Annotated in this window: 15 protein-coding genes and 2 tRNA genes; 9 read left to right on the forward strand and 8 right to left on the reverse strand. The window is 51.0% G+C overall.

Annotated features, from left to right (window positions below; genetic code table 11):
• Positions 1–18: 18 nt before the first annotated feature.
• Positions 19–1,041 (reverse strand): UDP-N-acetylmuramate dehydrogenase, encoded by a 1,023-nt coding sequence (murB, locus tag FQ179_RS16665; RefSeq protein ID WP_149398454.1) that lies wholly within the window; start codon positions 1,039–1,041, stop codon positions 19–21.
• Between the two features lie 312 nt (positions 1,042–1,353).
• Between murB and FQ179_RS16670 the strand changes: the two genes are divergently transcribed.
• From FQ179_RS16670 to FQ179_RS16695, 5 genes are all read left to right on the forward strand, one after another.
• Positions 1,354–1,429: transfer RNA gene (locus tag FQ179_RS16670), tRNA-Gly, on the forward strand.
• A gap of 720 nt (positions 1,430–2,149) precedes the next feature.
• Positions 2,150–2,707 carry a hypothetical protein gene (locus FQ179_RS16680; RefSeq protein ID WP_149398455.1) on the forward strand — a complete coding sequence of 186 codons (558 nt, stop codon included), beginning with the start codon at positions 2,150–2,152 and terminating at the stop codon, positions 2,705–2,707.
• Between the two features lie 123 nt (positions 2,708–2,830).
• Positions 2,831–3,403, forward strand: coding sequence for a hypothetical protein (locus FQ179_RS16685; RefSeq protein ID WP_149398456.1), 573 nt, complete (start codon positions 2,831–2,833; stop codon positions 3,401–3,403).
• A gap of 84 nt (positions 3,404–3,487) precedes the next feature.
• Positions 3,488–4,045: a hypothetical protein gene (locus tag FQ179_RS16690; RefSeq protein WP_149398457.1), complete on the forward strand. Its 558-nt coding sequence runs from the start codon at positions 3,488–3,490 to the stop codon at positions 4,043–4,045.
• The gene (locus FQ179_RS16695; RefSeq protein WP_149398458.1) at positions 4,011–4,613 is read left to right on the forward strand and encodes a hypothetical protein; all 603 of its coding nucleotides are present in this window, start codon (positions 4,011–4,013) and stop codon (positions 4,611–4,613) included. The genes FQ179_RS16690 and FQ179_RS16695 overlap by 35 nt, the downstream gene beginning before the upstream one ends.
• 401 nt (positions 4,614–5,014) lie before the next feature.
• Here the strand turns inward: FQ179_RS16695 and FQ179_RS16700 are convergent, their stop codons facing one another.
• Together FQ179_RS16700 and FQ179_RS16705 are read right to left on the reverse strand one after the other, a co-directional pair.
• Positions 5,015–6,172 (reverse strand): hypothetical protein, encoded by a 1,158-nt coding sequence (locus tag FQ179_RS16700; protein WP_149398459.1) that lies wholly within the window; start codon positions 6,170–6,172, stop codon positions 5,015–5,017.
• 44 nt (positions 6,173–6,216) lie between these two features.
• Positions 6,217–6,576, reverse strand: a complete 360-nt coding sequence (locus tag FQ179_RS16705) for an HPF/RaiA family ribosome-associated protein (protein WP_149398460.1) — start codon at positions 6,574–6,576, stop codon at positions 6,217–6,219.
• Positions 6,577–7,155: 579 nt separating this feature from the next.
• Here FQ179_RS16705 and FQ179_RS16710 point away from each other — a divergent pair.
• Positions 7,156–7,231: transfer RNA gene (locus tag FQ179_RS16710), tRNA-Gly, on the forward strand.
• 81 nt (positions 7,232–7,312) lie between these two features.
• Positions 7,313–7,930, forward strand: a complete 618-nt coding sequence (locus tag FQ179_RS16715) for a hypothetical protein (protein WP_149398461.1) — start codon at positions 7,313–7,315, stop codon at positions 7,928–7,930.
• Between the two features lie 80 nt (positions 7,931–8,010).
• On the opposite strand, the gene FQ179_RS16720 is transcribed toward FQ179_RS16715, so the two are convergent.
• On the reverse strand, positions 8,011–8,397 hold the full coding sequence (locus tag FQ179_RS16720) for a transposase (protein ID WP_149398462.1): 387 nt from the start codon (positions 8,395–8,397) through the stop codon (positions 8,011–8,013).
• Positions 8,398–8,835: 438 nt separating this feature from the next.
• Complete coding sequence (locus FQ179_RS16725; RefSeq protein WP_149398463.1) at positions 8,836–10,347, reverse strand: YgcG family protein; 1,512 nt, start codon at positions 10,345–10,347, stop codon at positions 8,836–8,838.
• A gap of 230 nt (positions 10,348–10,577) precedes the next feature.
• On the opposite strand from FQ179_RS16725, the gene FQ179_RS16730 reads away from it, so the two are divergent.
• Complete coding sequence (locus FQ179_RS16730) at positions 10,578–11,327, forward strand: GntR family transcriptional regulator (RefSeq protein ID WP_149398464.1); 750 nt, start codon at positions 10,578–10,580, stop codon at positions 11,325–11,327.
• Positions 11,328–11,356: 29 nt separating this feature from the next.
• On the opposite strand, the gene FQ179_RS16735 is transcribed toward FQ179_RS16730, so the two are convergent.
• From FQ179_RS16735 to FQ179_RS16745, 3 genes are all read right to left on the reverse strand, one after another.
• Positions 11,357–12,880 (reverse strand): UxaA family hydrolase, encoded by a 1,524-nt coding sequence (locus FQ179_RS16735; protein WP_149398465.1) that lies wholly within the window; start codon positions 12,878–12,880, stop codon positions 11,357–11,359.
• Positions 12,881–12,993: 113 nt separating this feature from the next.
• Positions 12,994–13,998 carry a tripartite tricarboxylate transporter substrate binding protein gene (locus FQ179_RS16740; RefSeq protein WP_149398466.1) on the reverse strand — a complete coding sequence of 335 codons (1,005 nt, stop codon included), beginning with the start codon at positions 13,996–13,998 and terminating at the stop codon, positions 12,994–12,996.
• A 40-nt stretch (positions 13,999–14,038) separates the two neighbouring features.
• Entirely contained in the window at positions 14,039–15,271 is a 1,233-nt protein-coding gene (locus tag FQ179_RS16745; protein ID WP_149398783.1) for an alanine--glyoxylate aminotransferase family protein, read from the reverse strand.
• 186 nt (positions 15,272–15,457) lie between these two features.
• On the opposite strand from FQ179_RS16745, the gene FQ179_RS16750 reads away from it, so the two are divergent.
• Complete coding sequence (locus FQ179_RS16750) at positions 15,458–18,502, forward strand: FAD-binding and (Fe-S)-binding domain-containing protein (protein WP_149398784.1); 3,045 nt, start codon at positions 15,458–15,460, stop codon at positions 18,500–18,502.
• The last annotated feature ends 6 nt before the right edge of the window (positions 18,503–18,508 follow it).

An 18,508-nucleotide genomic window follows, 5' to 3' on the forward strand; every position in this document is an offset into this window, starting at 1 on the left:
CAACTTTGCCACGGCCATTTAGCTTACCGTCACAGGCTCCTGCTCAAGCGTCACGCCAAATTTATTTTGGATGTCAATTTTGATGGCATCAGCCAGTGCAGCGACATCGGCGGCAGTAGCCCCCCCTTTGTTTACAAGCACCAGCGCCTGGCGGTCATGCACTGCCATAGGCCCCCTGTTTCGACCCTTCCAGCCAGCCCGATCTATCAACCAGCCAGCGGCTAGTTTGCAGTGTAGGCCGTCTTCCATGGGGTAAGACACCATGTCGGGGTAGGCGGCAAGAAGCCCTTCGCGCATTTCCAGCGACACAATCGGGTTCTTGAAGAAGCTGCCTGCATTGCCCAGCACGGCCGGGTCAGGCAGCTTTTGACGCCTTATGTCGCAGACCGCATCAAACACCTGTTTTGCGCTGCGCGGCGCGGCACCAACGACAAGCCCCGGATAGCGTTGCAGATCGGGGTACCCCAGCACCGGACGCCAGGGCTTGGGCAAACGAAAACGCACCGCCACGATCAACCATCGACCGGGCTTCGACTGCTTGAAAACACTGTTGCGATATGAAAACCCGCAATCTTGTGCGCGCATGTGCATTAGTTGCTGCGTTTGCATATCCCACGCGGTAAGGCTGTCAAAACGCTGATCAAGCTCGACACCATAGGCACCGATATTTTGCACCGGTGCCGCCCCGACCGTACCCGGAATCAAGGCCAGATTCTCAAGCCCCCACCAGCCCTTTTCGACGCAGTGTTGGACAAACTCATGCCAGTTTTCACCCGCCTGCGCTTCTACAATAAAGGCGTCAGGCCTTTCTTCGAGCAACTGGATACCCCGCGTTTCTACCTTGATGACGAGACAATCAAGCTGGGAAGCCAACACCACATTGCTGCCACCGCCAAGCACAAATATGCTGGAATAATCACCAGCCAGCGTGGAGATCGATGGAAGTTGCTCCTGTGATTGAAAGCGCACCAAGGCATGCGCACGCGCGCTCAGCCCCAGTGTGTTGAAAGCGGTAAGGTCTTGCTCTGAAGTTTGCAGCATTGCCAGACAGATAAAGGTTAACCGGCCATGGCCGGAAAAAACATAAGCATACCCTGCCCGCTCCTTCGCCTGCAGCCACAAAGGCCCTTCGCTTAGAAAGCGGGCACCCGCTGCGCTAACGCCGCTTAATTCCTAGTCTTAACACCTGTGATGCAGCCCTAAGGTGATATTCTCGCCCCGTATTCCAGCCAGTCTGGGGTCGGTATCCCACACACTTTTCACCTTGATTTGCACAAGCTGAAAAAATACCCTAAAATGCGATCCTCCTTTCGAAACATAGTTAACTTGCTAATTCGAAAGAGCAACATCAACGCGGGAATAGCTCAGCTGGTAGAGCGCAACCTTGCCAAGGTTGAGGTCGCGAGTTCGAGCCTCGTTTCCCGCTCCAAAATTCTTGTTTATGGGCACTCTTCAACGTCCATAAACAATTGAAAAAAGGCCAAAACTTTACGTTTTGGCTTTTTTTTCGTCTAACAGAACCCATTGCCTGCCGTCTACCGCTATGAAATTCGAAGCTATTTATGGCTCGCTTTTCAACGAAGGGGTGATAGTTACCATAGACACCCCCACTTTTACGCTAGGCGGATTGACCTACCTGCACTGCCCAGACCAGCGTACAGCCGCGATCCCGATGACGATGTGTTTATCTACACTGGCATGCATGGCAAGGCCGAATGGCTAATCAGTGGCGACAAGGATTTGCTGTAGCTTCCACCTGCTGACTGGGGGTTTGAAATCTTGTCGCCAACACAATCTTTAGAAAGGTTGAATTACCTCATCAATCCTTCAGGGCTGCGCCTAACGCTTAGCGTAAATGAGAATTGATTTCGTTTACAAATTAAAATAATATGTGAAACGAGATTCAGAGGGGTGCTGGTGCACTGCTGGGATTTACTGTGTTATTCCCACAGCGATCTGGCCATGGCTGAAAAAAAAGAATTTTATGGGATTACTTCTACCCCATGCCATTCCCTATCTGATTGGATGAAGATGGTACATGGAGACCTGTTTGAGGCGGCAGCACGGCGACATGACAACGACTTTGCCTGAATCAATACACCGTCAATGGAACAGAATTCTCCACCCGTACAGATGAAGAGCCGTCTAAATGAACGCAAAACTATTCTTCTCGTATCTTCCCTGGCTGCGCCTGCCGAAAGAAGTAATCCTCCAGAGGGGATTAGAAGAGGATTATGACGAAGAGCAAATCGTTGAAACTAGCCCCTTCAAAAGACCTCAACCTTTACCTTTAGATGGTGCCCCAGGGGAGATTCTAGAACTGTTTCAAAACTATGATCTGTCGCGCATCAACATGCTGTGGACCATCTTTCTGCCCGAACCCAAGAAGGTCCTGGAAGGCTGGCAGTTCGCAACCATGTCCGAAGCCCGGCTTGTGCTGGTTCCTTCAGGGCGCATTGAGGCGTATAACGATCATCCGATCAAGGCTATCCATGGCGATAGCGAATATCTTGGGGCGTTAGCGGAGAGCATGGATGCCTACCTGGATGCCATGATCTGCGGAGCCATGATCGGAAAACACTTTGCTCCGGGCTTCGCCGACGACCCCGGCGTAAAAGAAAAACTCGAACCCGTTGTGCAGCTGTGCACCGTGCTCGCCGGCGGGCCAGAATACGAAGATTTCTGGGCCGGAGTGCTGGGGCTATGAGATGAACGCAAAAGAGCGCACTTCTTGTCACGTTACGCCGGGCGCGCCCAGCTGTCCATTGCCCGGCGAATACAAAGTTATCAAGCAAACCACGTTTCTTATCGCTATCAAAAACGAGGCCACATGAACGCAGAAAAATTCTTGTCCTACCTTCCCTGGCTGCGCCTGCCGAAAGAGGTCATCTCCCAAAAAGAGCTAGACGAAGAGTTTGATCACCAGCAAATTATCAGCACCACCCCTATCAACAGATCAGAGCTATTATTTCTGGATAATGCCCCAGACGATATCAGCGCGCTTTTCCGAAGCTACGATCTGTCAACCATCAACATGCTATGGACCACCTTCTTATCCGAGCCCACAAAGATTCCGGAAGGCTGGCATTTCGCGAATATGCCCCGAGCTCGGATCGTGCGGGTGCCTTCCGGGCGTATTGAGAGCTATTTTTATCATCCTGACAAAGCCCTCAACGCCGAAGCAAAGTTTCTCGATGCGATAGCAAAAAATATGGATGCCTACCTGGAGGCCTTGATCTGCGGCGCCATGGCGCGAAGACACGTTGTCCAGGGCTTCAGTGAAAAGCCTGATATCCAGGAAAAACTCGAACCCGTCGCTCAACTTTGCACCGTTCTGGCTGGCGGGGATGAATACAAAGAATTCTGGTTCGACGTAATAGGCGTTGGCGCGCAAGAGTGGTAACGGGTGTACGCAGCCATTGCTGTGTGACCACACTGCTGAATTCAACAAACCTGAGTTCGCTAACGTCAAAGATAAAGAGGCCGCATGAACGGGAAAGAGTTCCTCTCATACCTTTCTTTACTTCGCCTACCCGAAGAAGTCGTTTTGCAAAAGGGATTAGGCACACACTTCGCTAAGCAACAAATTATTGACACCACGCCCATAAAGAGAGAGCGCCCTTTAATGCTGCAGGATGCACCCATAGAAATTCAGGCGCTTTATCGCAGCTACGACCTGTCATCCATCCAGATGCTATGGACACGTTTTCTGCCCGAACCCAGGCAGGTTCCAGAGGGCTGGCATTTTGCAAGCATGGCCGAAACGAGGATTGTGCGGGTTCCTGCCGGACGCATTGAGGCCTACCTAGAACCCCCGATCAGGGCCAGGCACGGCGATAGCCAATTTCTCGGTGTGCTGGCGGAAAGCCTGGATACCTACCTGCACGCCATGCTCTGCGGCGCCATGCTCGGTACTCACTTTGCGCCAGGCTACGGCAGCCAACCTGGCGTGCGTAAAAAACTCGAACCAGTCGTTCAGCTTTGCATTCTCCTTGCCGGCGGCAAGGCCTATGAGCATCACTGGGCTGGCACGTTGGGACTATAAAATGAACGCAAAAAGATTCTTTTCCTATCTGCACTTGCTGTGCCTGCCCAAGGAAGTCGTCTCGCAAAAAGGGCTGGGTAATGAGTTTCATGGACAGCAACTTACCCGAACTGACATCTTCCGCAGAACAACCCCTTTGGTGCTGGATGATGCCCCAGAAGATATTCAAGCGCTGTTCCAAGACTACGACCTGTCGTTCCTCAACATGCTCTGGACCACCTTTTTACCCGAACCCACCAAGGTGCCAGAGGGCTGGCATTTTGCGAACATGCTCCTAAACCGGGTTGTACGGGTCCCTTGCGGGCGCATTGAAGCCTTTAACGACCGTTCTCTTGAGACTACTGAAGGTGACCACCAATTTACCGGCACGCTGGCAGTAAGCATGGATGCATATCTGGATGCGTTGTTCTGCGGCGCCCTGTTCCGAAAGCACTTTGCCGCAGGGTTCGCCGACCAGCCCACAACGCGGCTAAAACTAGAACCTGTTGCGCAGCTGTGCACTGTTTTCGCAGGCGGTGCGCAGTATGAGAGATTCTGGGCGGGGGTGCTGGGATTGCGCCATGAATAGGGTTCGTCATGGCTCGCGACGATAGTAGGCAGCCTCTTGTATGCGAACTTCAGCCATACGATCAGGCCTTGTTGAACAGTCATGGTGGTTGTTCGTGACATAGCCTAATCCCTCTTGCCTAAAACATGTATTGAATATACTTAAAATACAAGTACAAGACTGTGCGTGCAAACACAACTGGCTGGGCAACAGCTTCAGCAGCCCAAGGGTACGGTTGGATAAAGAAATCGAAGGCGACGAAACACTCTGACGCACCGACAGGGATGGACGCTACTGCTTCATGACTGCATCGTGGAACAATTGCAGCAACTATACACAGCGAGCACTAACGATTTACTGGACTTGGGCCGTGATCAAATGTGGCCTGCCCAACCTGACACGTGTTGGGCAAGCCAGCCACCTTAGTAGCGGAAAATAGCTGCCAAGCCAGAAGCATCAGGCATGCGCTCAGTTGGCACCATAATCACTTCGCCGCCTGTACGCAGTACCTGCTCGCCAAGGTCATCGAGCATGTCATCAACCTGAGGGTCTTCTTGCTTGTCGAACTGCACGGCGCCTGTGTTCAGATCGATACGCCCGGGGATCTGCCGGCCGGCTTCGAGCAGCAGAACCCGGACACGTCCGGCTACAGCAGCAACAGCTACGTCCGACAGGTCAGCGCTCGCCTGTTGCGCGTTGCGCGCCGCATTGAACTCATCAACCAACCCGGCAAGACGACGAATATACAAGGGCTCCATGATCTTCCAGGAGAGCGTGCGTAGTTCGTCCTGCTTGAGCGCGTCGGGGTTGATGTCAACGCCCTCGTCAAGCAGTTGCGAATTATGGCTGACCTCGCGGAACAATGCGTGATGTTCTGGTAAGGCGGCCAAAATAAGCGGTAGTCCTGATTGCTTGGAGTGGTTTGCGATGAACGCGCGATCAACCTCTCGGAAAAATCGTTCAGTTTGCTTGTCAATGACATCAGCTTTTGAGCCATGGCTGTAACGCATGTCGTCCGTGCGACCAGACAGGCTAGCGGTACTGCCCGTAGTTCGCATGCGGCTTACGGGCTCAGGCAGATCGTCACCGATGATCTCACTTGCTGTAGAGGGGACATCTGCAGCCAGAGGGACTTCATTCAGCCCGTCTCGATTGCCTTCAAACAAGCGGGCCGTCTGACGGCTGAGGCACAGCACCTGAAAACGGTCAGCCGACTGGAAAATACGTAGCAACGGCTTAATGTGGAAACTGTCTGCGACGATTGCAAGCTGGGTAGTAGGCCTGTGTATAGGCATTACCCGGAAAAAACCTTCTGCCCCAAATACACCAATACCGTCTGAAGTGTGATTCCAGAAATCAGTATCGGCAGCCAGTTCTTCAAATGGAGCCAGCGCTTTTATAACACTGTCTTTTGAATATCTAGCACTTAATGATTCTTCAATCTGTTTGACCAGATTACGAAAAAGAATGGGGTCTTGCTTATTTTCGGGATGCTGCCGGTGCGTGGGCTGATAAAGAGAAATATACGGACCGGCCTCTTTAAGGTCTAAAAGGTCATTCAGGTTTTGAAGTGTCTGCATAAATCTTCTTCTTCCTATAAATAAAAACGATAACGGATATTTTCTTACTCGGTGGAATCGGCCTCATCGGATGCTACAACTTGATCGTGGCGGGCGGCATTGCGTTTACCAAATGCGGTATCAAGCGCCTGCGTCATTTTCCCCATGGCCCCGTCAGCTGCGAGCACCAGGGTTGAAGCCTGGTGACTGACGGATATCGGGTTTAAGCCTGCGACACGCGCTTCCAACACGCAGCGCTTGTCATCTGGGCCCGCTTTGCCGCTGTTCAAATCACTAAAATGGACTTCAATTCGCGTAATATGTTCTGAAAATCGTTTAAACGTATTGTTTATTTTTTGTTCAACTTTGGCAGTGAACGCTTCTGAGCCAGTTATGTGGCTGTCAGTATTTACTTGAATTTGCATGACGCTCCTTTAGTTGAGGGTTCTCTTCACTTTTAACATAGTTGCAGGTGCCAAACTGAGCAGCTTGCCTTTTCGCCTGAATATATAGATGAAGTGATGATTTAAAACAAAGAAAACCGATTTGCATCAATAGATAAAAATGTGAATTTGTATTTTCTAACCGCAGTATTGTGATAATAAATACGCCCATCACACTTAATAGTTTTTGCGCTCATCAATCAGCGTAAAAGCCTTTAACGTTGTTGAAAGCATGGCAAATTCATTTCATTGAAATAAAATAGCGCAGTTAGGGTTCAATAACACGGTCAACACCAGCATACATCACCCACCAACCCAAGCCGACGCCAAAAACTCAGGTATGGCGACTCAGATCAACCATCAAATAACATTGGCAAACACCCGGGGTCCGTTACGGCAACCATGGTTGCTTGAACATGGCTCACTGGTTGGCCAAAGGCTAACGAGCCAGAACAAACTGAGACAAAAACATAAAAAAAGCAGGCAGGCATCTACACAAACGCAAAAATACTGCTATACTCTTGGACTTCGCTGGTTCATGCAGTCGCAGTGCCAGTTAATGCGGGAATAGCTCAGTTGGTAGAGCGCAACCTTGCCAAGGTTGAGGTCGCGAGTTCGAGACTCGTTTCCCGCTCCAAAATTCTAAAAAGGCCCAGACTTCGGTTTGGGCTTTTTTGTGTGTGCCTGCTTTTCGGTCGAACGACGTAGGGTATAAACCATGGAAACTGTATTAATCCTGTTAATGGTCGCTGCAGCATGGCAGGTGTTGCGCGTGCGATACCAGCGAACGCATATTGCTTTGTTAGGGCGACATTTAGCCAGTTTTCAGCTTGAGCGCCACATGGAATCGCTAACGCAGGGCTACACCCGCGCCATCCAAGAGCAGAACGAGTCACGCCAAATCCAGGTGCTGGAAACCTTCGGTCAAACCGAACGCGCGGTGGCGGCACAAGTGCAGTCACTGGCCAACGCCATGCAAAAGGAAAGCGCACAGGCCACCGGCATGGGCATACTTCCATTCTGCATACCTTACGCCGAACGTTTTCTTCCTGCTGCGGTGCGAGATTTTCGTAAACTGTTGCACATCCATGCAGCCGGTTTGCGCCATGCTGTAGATAATGAAGACGGCAAAGATGCTAAAAGCCGTGCCTACCGCCTTTCTGCAGAACTGTATCTGCTGCAGCACAGCTGCCACTGGTTTTGTAAATCACGCACTGTAGCCAATGCACGGTTGCTGATGCGGCATAAAGTTAATCATCAGAAAGTACTGGAGTCGGTCTCTTCGGTAACGCGATCGTCATATCAGCAATGGCTACAAGACACCGCTAAGCAATAGACCTGACAACACATGGCATAGCATTGCGTGTCGAGCGCAAAATAGGCACGCTGATCAGCGCGCCTTATGTTGATGCAGAATCACGCCCGTGACAGCATGCCGACGCAATCCAGGTCATCTTCCGTTAAGCGATGGCATTCAAGCACATTTCGTAGCGCCGTAATCGCAGACTCATCTGGCACAGCATGCTCGTTTTCGGGTAAACCAACCAGATGGCGCACCAGGCCCTGGTTTTTCAACGTACACGCCATGGCTGAATCACTGAGCCCCAGGTACTGCTGGACAACATGAACCCGCAGCATCACCTCCACAGAACAGCAAACCGCATTTTGACCCGCAGCAGATTCAAAATAAGGCGTTACGAGCTCTACCCATGCGGGCCATGGAACGCGAGCAAAAAGCTTGCAACAGCACGCTAATTTTTGAAGCCCGACGGCCTCCGCTTCGGGAAAAAGGAGTATTTGCATAGTGTGTTCTGTACGCTCAATGAAAATGATACTGGTCGCCCATGGCCAACTTCATGTAGCCGGCCAGTACCGTCACGATGGCGGCCTTACCCTCACCCATCTGACCGTGCAGCTGCCGGAACAGCCAACATTGTGACGGCCGCCGCTGTCAGCCCCACGACAAACCGCCTGACTGCTGGCAGCATGGCATGTACGTCGATTGCATGCTCTCGCGTGCTGCATGCCGGCTCGCCTCAGACGATGTTAATGATAATGATTCGCAATCATATCATTTAAATGGCAGAAACAAGCATGTCGGTTGGGCGAGGCTGAAAGATGTGGCTTTTAAGCGCGGCGTACCGTCAAGCTCCGTTCAATTTCATGGTTTCCTGAAAAAAAGAGCCGAAAGATCATGTCTTGCGGCCGGTTTTCATTTTTGCAGCGTTTACCGTGTCACACCTACCATTTACCGCCTGCACCGCCCCCACCGCTGGAGCCGCCACCAAAACTACCTCCGGAGCTGCTGCTGCCTCCGCCTCCCCCCGAGCTGCCCGAACCTCCGGAACCGGAACTGCTCTGCAGCTTGGCCAGCGTTACCATTCCCAGCGATATCGTGTAGTCGCAGAATGCACATGTCTGCATGCGTTCTCCCGTACCGGTCTTGGTACGGGTCGCACGTTGGCGTACCTTAACGTCTGGCTGCTTCAGGGTTTGCCCCTGGCATTTCGGGCAGACTTCGTATCGTGCGATATTCTCACCGGCAAAGTCCATAAGATGGATGTTGCCGGTTTCTTTACCGCGCCATATTTCGTACGATTTAGCGCCGAGCTTTTCTTCTTTTCTCTGCCGCTCAGTTAAGTAATCTTGCAGCTTCCCGCGCTTGATTTCATCACGATGCACTCGCACCCATTGGCCAGCCGCCGCAGGGGGTACCGCGCGCAAGCGAGACTTTTTGCTTATCTTTCCCAAATCAAAATACGCCTTGTAGGCGAAGGGTGACAACAGCAGCGGCACAAGGTTTAGACGTGTGAACGAAACCCGCATATCCAGAGCGGTTTTGCTGTCCTTGGTGCTCTTTTTGATAAATTGACGGCATCCGCGGTAATGGAAAAGCAGCAAAAATGCGCCAAACACGGCGATAAATCCGGGCAAGTGCTTAAACTGATAGACCCGCTCAATCACGTTAAGAAACCCGAACGCGAACAGGCTAAGAAAAAGTGCAAACAAAAACGTAAACAGGGCAAACCAAAATGCATTGCCCTTGTAGGGCTTTGGCTTGATATTATGTTTTTTCAGTACCCAACGGCGTGCCAGGCTTATCCAGCCAAACGCAATGGAAAACATCACGAGCACAGACAGCGTCTGTTCCAGCGTAGCCGCATGCAGGTTCCAGAAGCTAGGCTGGTAGGCCTTCATACCCGCCAGTTCCACTTCGTGATCAGGCGACAAAAACACGCTTTCAATGGCTTTTGCGGTGGCTAATACCGCCATGTCTGTATTGCCGGCTTTCAGATAAGGAACTAAATAGTTCTCCCCGATCTGATTTAACAAGGCATCTGGAAAAATACCTCCTACTCCATAGCCGCTGATGAAGCGATATTCGCGACGGTCCATGCTCAGGAAAAGCAACAAACCGTTGTCACTTCCTTGCTTGCCAATGCCCCAATGGGTAAATAAATCCAGAGCAAACTTGAAATCGCTGCCGCCCTGGTAGTCATTCACGACCACCACGGCGAACTCGCTGCCGTTGGCGTGTTCAATACCTGCACTGATGGCATCAAGTTGCGCACGGGTACTGCTGCTTAAATTGCCGTCTGGGTCGCTGACGTAATGGTCAGCTCCCATTGTTTGCGGATTGGGAATCGATTGGACCGAATACTGCGCATACACATTCAGACACCAGAACAGGCTGATCAGGGTGGTTATAAGAAAAATCCGGCTCTTAGTCATCAGATCCTGGAAGGTATTCATGGGGGATGGGTCGCCGTGAGAAGTCCGCTTTCTGGCGAAAGCTGAACATATCCCTAATATCACGTTGGAACAGCCGCACAATTTGAATGCAACTGTCTTCGAGTATTCGCTTAAAGGCCAAGCCTGAAATCACGAAATGTTAACATCACTTGTTTTTCTTCTGATTGATTTCATAATGGAAATAAGTCTGACCCACCTTCCTAAGTTTGGTTATATTTCAAGACATAAAAATGGACGATAAATTCGCGCATATACGGCATATAGGGCGCTTTGAAGATAAGATTCATGCAACAGAGATAACTGAAATATCGCGCCTCTCTTTGCACGATCAAGTCGCACTCAGACTCCGGACTCTACTGGTCGAAGGCGCCATTCCACCAGGAGCAAAACTGAATGAGCGTGAACTCTGCACACTTTTGAAGGTGTCACGTACACCTCTGCGTGAAGCCATCAAACTTCTCGCCTCAGAAGGCTTGGTCGACTTACTGCCGAATCGCGGTGCCGTTGCAGTCAAGCTCACAGAAACCGACGTGATTCACAGTTTTGAATTGTTGGCGGAGCTCGAAGGTATGGCCGGTGACCTTGCCGCACAGCGTATTACCGATGCGGAGCTCGCTGAGTTGCGCGCTTTACACTTTGAGATGATGGCCAGTTACGCGCGCGAAGACCTCCCCAGTTATTATCACCTCAATGCCCTGATCCACAGCGCGTTAATACGGGCATCGAAGAACCCTTTGCTCATCAAAACATACAACAATACCAACGCACGAGTTCAATCTCTGCGGTATCACACAAATCATGATGCTGAGAAGTGGAAACTAGCTGTAAAAGAACATGAAAACATGATTGAGGCACTAACCGCTCGAGATTCCATCAGGTTGCGCAAGATACTTACCGTGCACCTTCAACACAAACGAGATACCGTAATTGACCTGCTCCGGACCGGCAAGCTCTACCCCGACACGCAGAGCACCCCTTAAGCACGGTCCGGTTTTCACTATGGAGAAAGTTACATCTGAGCCCCGATCATCCACGGCACAAATTCTTCGTCCCCAATTCCAAGCGCCTCGCTTTTGCTCTGCTCGCCTGACGCAATACTAATAAAAGCCTCAAAGATTTCCCTTCCTTTCTCTTCCACTGTCGCCTGACCGGTCATTATCTGCCCACAGTCAATGTCCATATCGTCCTTCATCCGTTCGAACATGGGTGAATTTGTGGCAATCTTAATGGACGGCGCAGGCTTCGCTCCGAAGCACGAGCCTCTTCCCGTTGTAAAAGCCACCAGGTTGGCCCCGCTTGCAATCTGTCCGGTTGCTCCCATAGGGTCGTAACCTGGCGCGTCCATAAACACGACCCCTTTTTCGTTTACAGGTTCAGCGTAGCGATAAACGCCCATTAGTGGAGTCGAGCCACTTTTCGCGACAGCGCCTAAAGACTTTTCTAAAATTGTCGTTAAGCCACCAGCCTTGTTACCGGGAGTCGGATTATTGTCAATGCTGCCACGTTCACGCTCTGCATACGATTCCCACCAATGGATACGTTCCAGAATTTTCTCACCTACCTCACGGCTCGTCGCTCTTCGCGTCAACAAATGTTCAGCACCATATATCTCAGGTGTTTCAGACAAAATGGCTGTCCCACCATGAGCTACTAGGAGGTCCACCGCTACGCCAAGTGCAGGATTAGCGGTAATGCCTGAGTATCCATCAGAACCACCACACTGAAGCGCAACAGTTAAGTGTGATATCGGGAATGGCTCACGTTTGATCGCATTTGCTTCCGGCAGCATTTTTTTTACAGCCTCAATGGCTGCATCAATCGTTTTCTGCGTGCCTCCCAACTCTTGCATCACCAGCGGCACCAAACGTGCATTCGGCTCTGCATCTTGCGAGTCGAACAAAGGCTTTAATTGGTTAGCCTCACAACCCAGACCAATCAAAACTACGCCGGCAAAGTTGGCGTGACTCATGTATCCAGCAATGGTTCGCCGCAGCTGCAGCAATCCCTCGCCGTTATGGTCAATACAGCAACCGAAACTGTGGGTCAAAGGAACAATGCCATCCACGTTGGGATGAGAGTGCAGATCCTCGGAAACGTTAAAATACTGAGCGACTTTCTTGGTCACACTTGCGGAGCAGTTTACGGTGCTAATTACTGCAATGTAATTTCGAGTTGCCACCCGTCCGTCAGGTCGCTTGATTCCCATAAAAGTGCGTGTCGCCGTCGCCACATCAGATGTGACGACATCTTCACCAAAAGCATAATCTTTAGAAAAACTGCCTATGGCCAGGTTGTGAACATGCACATGCTCACCGGCAGAGATTGGTTTCGTAGCAAATCCTATTATTTGACCGTACCGGTATACCGCTTCATCTAGAGCAATGGCTGTGAGCGCCACTTTGTGTGCTGCTGGAATATCTTGCAACGCTTTCAAGCCATGAGCATCAAGAACGGTATCTGCGGTAATCGCTACACGAGCTATAGCGACGTTGTCGGAGGGGTGCAATTTTAGAGCACTAGTTAACTCAGGCATTGATTATTTCCTAATATTCCCAGGCCGGGCTTTCTAGCTGATTAGACAGCCACCGCAGCCAAAAACTTAATGATAAGGAGCTACTAAAGACGCTCAGTCGCTCCCTGTCTGCCTCACATCTTGGGGAGTTTTGCCTCTCGCATAACGTCGCTCCAAGCCTCCACGTCATTAATTATGATTTCGTTGAACTTGGAAGCAGGAATGAATTCCGGCTTAGATCCGAGCTTCTGTATTTTGGTGCGAACATCCGGCCGACTAAGTGTGGTCGCCAATGCATCATTCAAGCGATTAACGATGCTGGGCGGAAGGCCTTTTGGCCCCACAAGCCCAATAAACGAAACGCCTGTAAAGTCAGTATCAGTTGCCTCAGCTGCTGTTGGTACGTCGAGCAATGCCTCTAAACGTTCTGACCCTGTTACTGCCAAGGCTTTTACTCGCCCATCCTGAATCATCGGCAGGATTGACGAGACGGACTCGAACAAATAGTCAATATTGCCCGCTACCAGGTTCGTTGCGCTCTCGACGCCCCCTTTGAACGGCACGTGGGTGGCATCAATATCCATCATCTGGTTAAACTTAACGGCCAATATGTGATGCATGCTTCCAATCCCCGAGCTACCAAAATTCAATTCACCAGGTTTGGACCTGGCAAGCTTCACAAACTCCTTTAATGTCTGTGCTTCACTTTTAGGGGAGACCACGAGAATAAACGGGCCGCCAGCGACCATACCAATTGGAGTGAGATCGGTTCGAGAGTCATAGGGGGGAAGGCTGCGTAAATAAGGCGCGACCGTCAGGCTTGTGGATCCGCCCATACCGAGTGTGTAACCATCAGGCTTAGCCTTGACAACTATTCCTGTGCCAATCATGCCCGATGCACCTGCGCGGTTCTCTATGATTACGGCTTGCCCAAGATCTTTACTCAGGCCCTCTGCGAGAATACGACTGATTAAATCCGTTGTACCACCGGGCGAATATGGCACGACTATGCTAATCGGATGGTCTGGGTAGGAATCTTCGGCATTAACGATAGGTGCTGCAGCCGTGGACATTAACCCAACCATTAATGCAAATCTTGCGCTTTTGCTGCTTTTCAGAAAATGAGGGCACTTAAGCATATTGTCTCCAGTTTATGTTTTTCTCAAAGGTAAATTATGCCTATGCAGCCGGCATTTTTTGATGGTGATCGGCAAAGTAATCCATAATCGCATGCACGCCGCTGCCAGCCACTTGCACATTGCTCAGCTTCAACCCCATTTCCACACCCGCGACCATCGCGATCAATGTCAAATCATTGCTGAAGCCAAGATGCCCCATACGGAACATACGTGCTTTAAGCTTTCCCAACCCTGCACCCAAAGACAGATCAAAACGCTTATGAATTAATCGTCTCAACGCATCGGCATCAACCCCTACGGGCGTAATTACGCCCGTTAATACAGGCGAATACCGTTGCGGATCAGCACACTGAATTGGTAACCCCCAAGCGTTCACCGCTGCACGCACGCCGGCCCCCCAGCGATGATGCCGTGTAAAGACATTCTCCAAGCCTTCCTGCAGCAGCATGTCCAGCGATTCAGCAAGCCCATAGAGCAGGTTTGTATTCGGTGTGTATGGCCAATATCCATCCTTATTCATCTCCACAATTTCGTCCCACGCCCAAAAAGACCGTGGAAGCGTAGCGCTCTTCATGGCGTCCAAAGCGCGCGGCGACAACGCGTTGAAGCTAATTCCTGGAGGCATCATAAGGCCCTTCTGCGATCCGCTAATCGTGACATCAACACCCCATTCATCATGGCGCAGATCGACGCTAGCCAGCCCCGAAATACTGTCCACCATGAGAAGCGCAGGATGGCCTGCTGCGTCAATAGCTGTGCGTACTGCCGCGATATCCGATGTCACACCTGTTGATGTTTCATTGTGAACAACGCAGACAGCTTTGATTCTTTTCTCGGTGTCTTTACGCAATCGGGCTTCAATCAAATCGGCCTGCACACCGTATCGCCAGCCTTTCGCGTTAGGCAAATACTCATCAGTTCCATCCACAGAAAGAAACTCGCATTTAAGCCCTAAGCGAGCAGCCATCTTCTTCCAAAGCGATGCAAAGTGGCCCGTCTCGAACATGAGCACATGATCGCCTTGGCTCAATGTGTTCGACAAAGCAGCTTCCCACGCCCCGGTCCCGGAAGCAGGATAAATAACAACGGGGTGCTTTGTTTTAAATATCTGTCCAATGCCGTCGAGCACCCGCAGGCCCAGCTCGCCAAACTCCGGTCCGCGATGATCAATGGTAGGCAAACTCATTGCGCGCAAGATGCGATCTGGCACAGGGCTAGGACCCGGAATCTGTAGAAAATGACGCCCAGTGGGATGATGGTCTAGATTAAGCATATTAACCTTTGATGATGTTATTTTGCATTCAAAATACAAATATACACCAATGCAAGGATGAATTCACTAGGGTAATCACTAAGATTTTCTAGATTGAATTATCATTTTTTTGAATGCAAAATACGTTTTGCCCTGAACACTGTCAGAGCATGACTAAAAAAGAGTTGCAAAATCCCAATGAGTACAATGCAAAGCACACCTGAAACTCCGCCCGACTTTCCACGAACCAAAAACCTGCCTAACGAGATCTGCGTTACGCTGGCGCGCCGGCTTCAATCTGACACTCAGGGGGAGATACTTTTCGATGATGCCTCTCGCGGACGCTACTCAACCGACGCATCCATTTATCAAATTACGCCGGTCGGCGTATTTGTGCCCCGATCGGAACTAGACATCGCAACGGCGATTGCTATCGCCCGAGATCTAAACGTTCCAATACTAGCGAGAGGTGGTGGAACAAGCCAATGCGGGCAGACAGTGGGTGCCGCGCTAATAATCGACAATACCAAATACTTCAACCGTATTCTGGATTGCAACACAGCAGACCGCATTATCACAGTCGAGCCAGGTATCGTCCTTGACCACCTGAATGCCGAGCTCAAGAAGCACGATCTGTGGTATCCCGTGGATGTGTCCACAAGCGCCCAAGCCACGCTTGGTGGCATGGCAGGCAATAACTCGTGCGGCTCGCGCTCAATAGCCTACGGAAACATGGTGCACAATGTCCATGGCATGAGCGCCTGGTTGTCAGATGGCGAGCTAGTCGATTTCGGCCCGGTTTCCACTCTGGGCCTGAGAGGTCGTGATATTGCTGAGCATGTACATGGACTCGCAAAGAGACTCCGCACCGATATCAATTCCAATTGGCCTAAAGTTACGCGGCGGGTTGCTGGTTATAACTTGGATATCTTCGACTGCCAAAGCGAAAGGCCTTATACCGCAGACGGTAGCGTTAATCTTGCACATCTGTTAATTGGCTCCGAAGGCACGCTTGCGTACACGCGAAGCCTTACGCTCAAGTTAAGCGAGCGACCGAAAGCCACGGTTCTAGGCATAGTGAACTTTCCGACGTTCCACTCAGCAATGAATTCGGCCCAACACATTGTCAAATTAGGGCCGACTGCGGTGGAGCTGGTCGACCGCACTATGATTGAACTGGCACTTGCCAACCCATCTTTCCGAGCAACCGTCGAAACCGCAGTTATAGGAAAACCCGCTGCCATCCTCTTGGTGGAATTTTCTGGAAACAGCAAGGAAGACCTCCTACTAAAACTAAATCAACTAGATGAACTTATGGGTGATTTGGGCTTGCCAAGAATGATGGTGGAGATGGCAGAAGAGACTGCTCAGAAAAATCTATGGGCAGTGCGCAAGGCTGGCTTAAACATTATGATGAGCCTTAAAGGAGATGGAAAACCCATCAGCTTCATTGAGGACTGTGCCGTCCCCCTCGAGCACTTAGCAGAGTATACGGACGCCTTAACCGAGGTATTTGCTAAGCATGGGAGCCGAGGCACTTGGTATGCCCACGCTTCGGTCGGCACGCTTCACGTGCGCCCAATTTTGGACATGCGCACAGATGGCGCCGCTAAGATGCGATTAATCGCCGAGGAGACAGCTGCACTCGTTCGTAAGTATAAAGGTGCCTTCAGTGGGGAGCACGGCGACGGGCTATGCCGAGGCGAGTGGATTGAATGGCAGTTCGGCCCTGCAATTAATGACGCCTTCAGATCTATAAAAAACAAACTTGACCCTATCAACCTCTTCAACCCGGGAAAAATTATCGATCCGCCCCGGATGGACGACGGATCCCTGTTCCGCTTTGCCCCACCCTCCGCACCAAAGCCCTACGGTCGCATTCCTATTGCGACATCGCTCGATTGGTCGGAATGGAACGTTCAGGCTGACCCACTCACAGAGGTTACTACGGCCCCAGGCACTGGCGGCGACGAAACGGGTGGGTTCGCCAAGGCAATCGAAATGTGTAATAACAATGGCCATTGTCGCAAATTCGACGCTGGCACTATGTGCCCAAGCTATCGTGTCACGCGAGATGAGCAGCACTTGACTCGGGGACGCGCCAATACGTTACGTCTAGCCATATCTGGTCAACTCGGCTCTGATGCATTCACCAGTGATGCCGTGTATCAGGCGATGGACCTATGCGTAAGCTGCAAAGGGTGCAAACGCGACTGCCCGACCGGCGTTGATATGGCGAAAATGAAAATTGAATTCCTCGACCATTACAAGCGCAAAAACGGTCATACGCTAAAGGATCACCTGGTCGCATCACTTCCCGACTACGCAAAAACTGCAAGTCTTTTCCCATGGCTTTTTAATCTCCGCAACACAGTTCCGGGGGCAAAATGGTTAAGTGAAAAAACCCTTGGATTCTCAGCAAAACGTTCATTACCCAAATGGCGCAGCGATACATTCTGGCGTACTAAAGACAACTCCATGTTTTTATCGGCAGCCGAAACTATCGTGGCCGCCAGAGCCGGTCAGAAAACTGCCGTTCTATTTGTTGATACATTCAATGGTACTTTCGAAAGCGAAAACGCATTTGCCGCCGCCCGTGTGTTGAGGCACGCAGGCTACATTTTGCACACCGTCGAAAAGGATGGCGGGCATTATTGCTGTGGTCGAACGTATTTAGCGACCGGGATGGTCAAGCAGGCGAAAGCTAAGGCCGGAGCATTGATCGAGGCGTTGTATCCTCTCGCAAAGGCTGGATGCGCAATTGTCGGGCTTGAGCCGTCTTGCCTACTAACTCTTCGTGACGAAGCCTTGGTGATGGGATTGGGCGATCAAGCAAAAATTGTTGCGCAGCAGGCAATGTTATTCGAAGAGTTCATCAGCCGCGAAATAAAAGCAGGACGCTGGCAATTAGCACTCAAAGCGGCAACGAAGCCCATCCTGCTTCATGGCCACTGCCATCAGAAGGCATTCGACGCAGTCCAGCCAATCCTGGAGGTACTTCGCCAAATACCCGGGGCCAACCCAGAGTTAATCCAAAGCTCCTGTTGCGGCATGGCGGGAAGCTTTGGCTATGAAGCCTCCCATTACGACGTATCCATGCAAATGGCTGAGGTAAGTTTGTTGCCGACGATTAGAAGTCACCCAGAAGCAATAGTAGTCGCCGACGGCACAAGCTGCCGGCATCAAATCGCCGACGGCACAGCTCGCGAAGCCATACATATCGCGCGGCTCCTCGACAGCCTACTTAGCTAATAACAA

The organism is Pusillimonas sp. ANT_WB101, from assembly GCF_008369125.1.
Lineage (GTDB): Bacteria > Pseudomonadota > Gammaproteobacteria > Burkholderiales > Burkholderiaceae_B > Allopusillimonas.

What these genes read in the sequence shown, in the direction of transcription:
- FQ179_RS16745 (WP_149398783.1), bottom strand. Translation starts at nt 15,271, where the DNA reads ATGCTTAATCTAGACCATCATCCCACTGGGCGTCATTTTCTACAGATT.
- murB (WP_149398454.1), bottom strand. Translation starts at nt 1,041, where the DNA reads ATGCTGCAAACTTCAGAGCAAGACCTTACCGCTTTCAACACACTGGGG.
- FQ179_RS16695 (WP_149398458.1), top strand. Translation starts at nt 4,011, where the DNA reads ATGAGCATCACTGGGCTGGCACGTTGGGACTATAAAATGAACGCAAAA.
- FQ179_RS16725 (WP_149398463.1), bottom strand. Translation starts at nt 10,347, where the DNA reads ATGAATACCTTCCAGGATCTGATGACTAAGAGCCGGATTTTTCTTATA.
- FQ179_RS16690 (WP_149398457.1), top strand. Translation starts at nt 3,488, where the DNA reads ATGAACGGGAAAGAGTTCCTCTCATACCTTTCTTTACTTCGCCTACCC.
- FQ179_RS16750 (WP_149398784.1), top strand. Translation starts at nt 15,458, where the DNA reads ATGCAAAGCACACCTGAAACTCCGCCCGACTTTCCACGAACCAAAAAC.
- FQ179_RS16720 (WP_149398462.1), bottom strand. Translation starts at nt 8,397, where the DNA reads ATGCAAATACTCCTTTTTCCCGAAGCGGAGGCCGTCGGGCTTCAAAAA.
- FQ179_RS16680 (WP_149398455.1), top strand. Translation starts at nt 2,150, where the DNA reads ATGAACGCAAAACTATTCTTCTCGTATCTTCCCTGGCTGCGCCTGCCG.
- FQ179_RS16715 (WP_149398461.1), top strand. Translation starts at nt 7,313, where the DNA reads ATGGAAACTGTATTAATCCTGTTAATGGTCGCTGCAGCATGGCAGGTG.
- FQ179_RS16735 (WP_149398465.1), bottom strand. Translation starts at nt 12,880, where the DNA reads ATGCCTGAGTTAACTAGTGCTCTAAAATTGCACCCCTCCGACAACGTC.
- FQ179_RS16730 (WP_149398464.1), top strand. Translation starts at nt 10,578, where the DNA reads ATGGACGATAAATTCGCGCATATACGGCATATAGGGCGCTTTGAAGAT.
- FQ179_RS16740 (WP_149398466.1), bottom strand. Translation starts at nt 13,998, where the DNA reads ATGCTTAAGTGCCCTCATTTTCTGAAAAGCAGCAAAAGCGCAAGATTT.
- FQ179_RS16700 (WP_149398459.1), bottom strand. Translation starts at nt 6,172, where the DNA reads ATGCAGACACTTCAAAACCTGAATGACCTTTTAGACCTTAAAGAGGCC.
- FQ179_RS16705 (WP_149398460.1), bottom strand. Translation starts at nt 6,576, where the DNA reads ATGCAAATTCAAGTAAATACTGACAGCCACATAACTGGCTCAGAAGCG.
- FQ179_RS16685 (WP_149398456.1), top strand. Translation starts at nt 2,831, where the DNA reads ATGAACGCAGAAAAATTCTTGTCCTACCTTCCCTGGCTGCGCCTGCCG.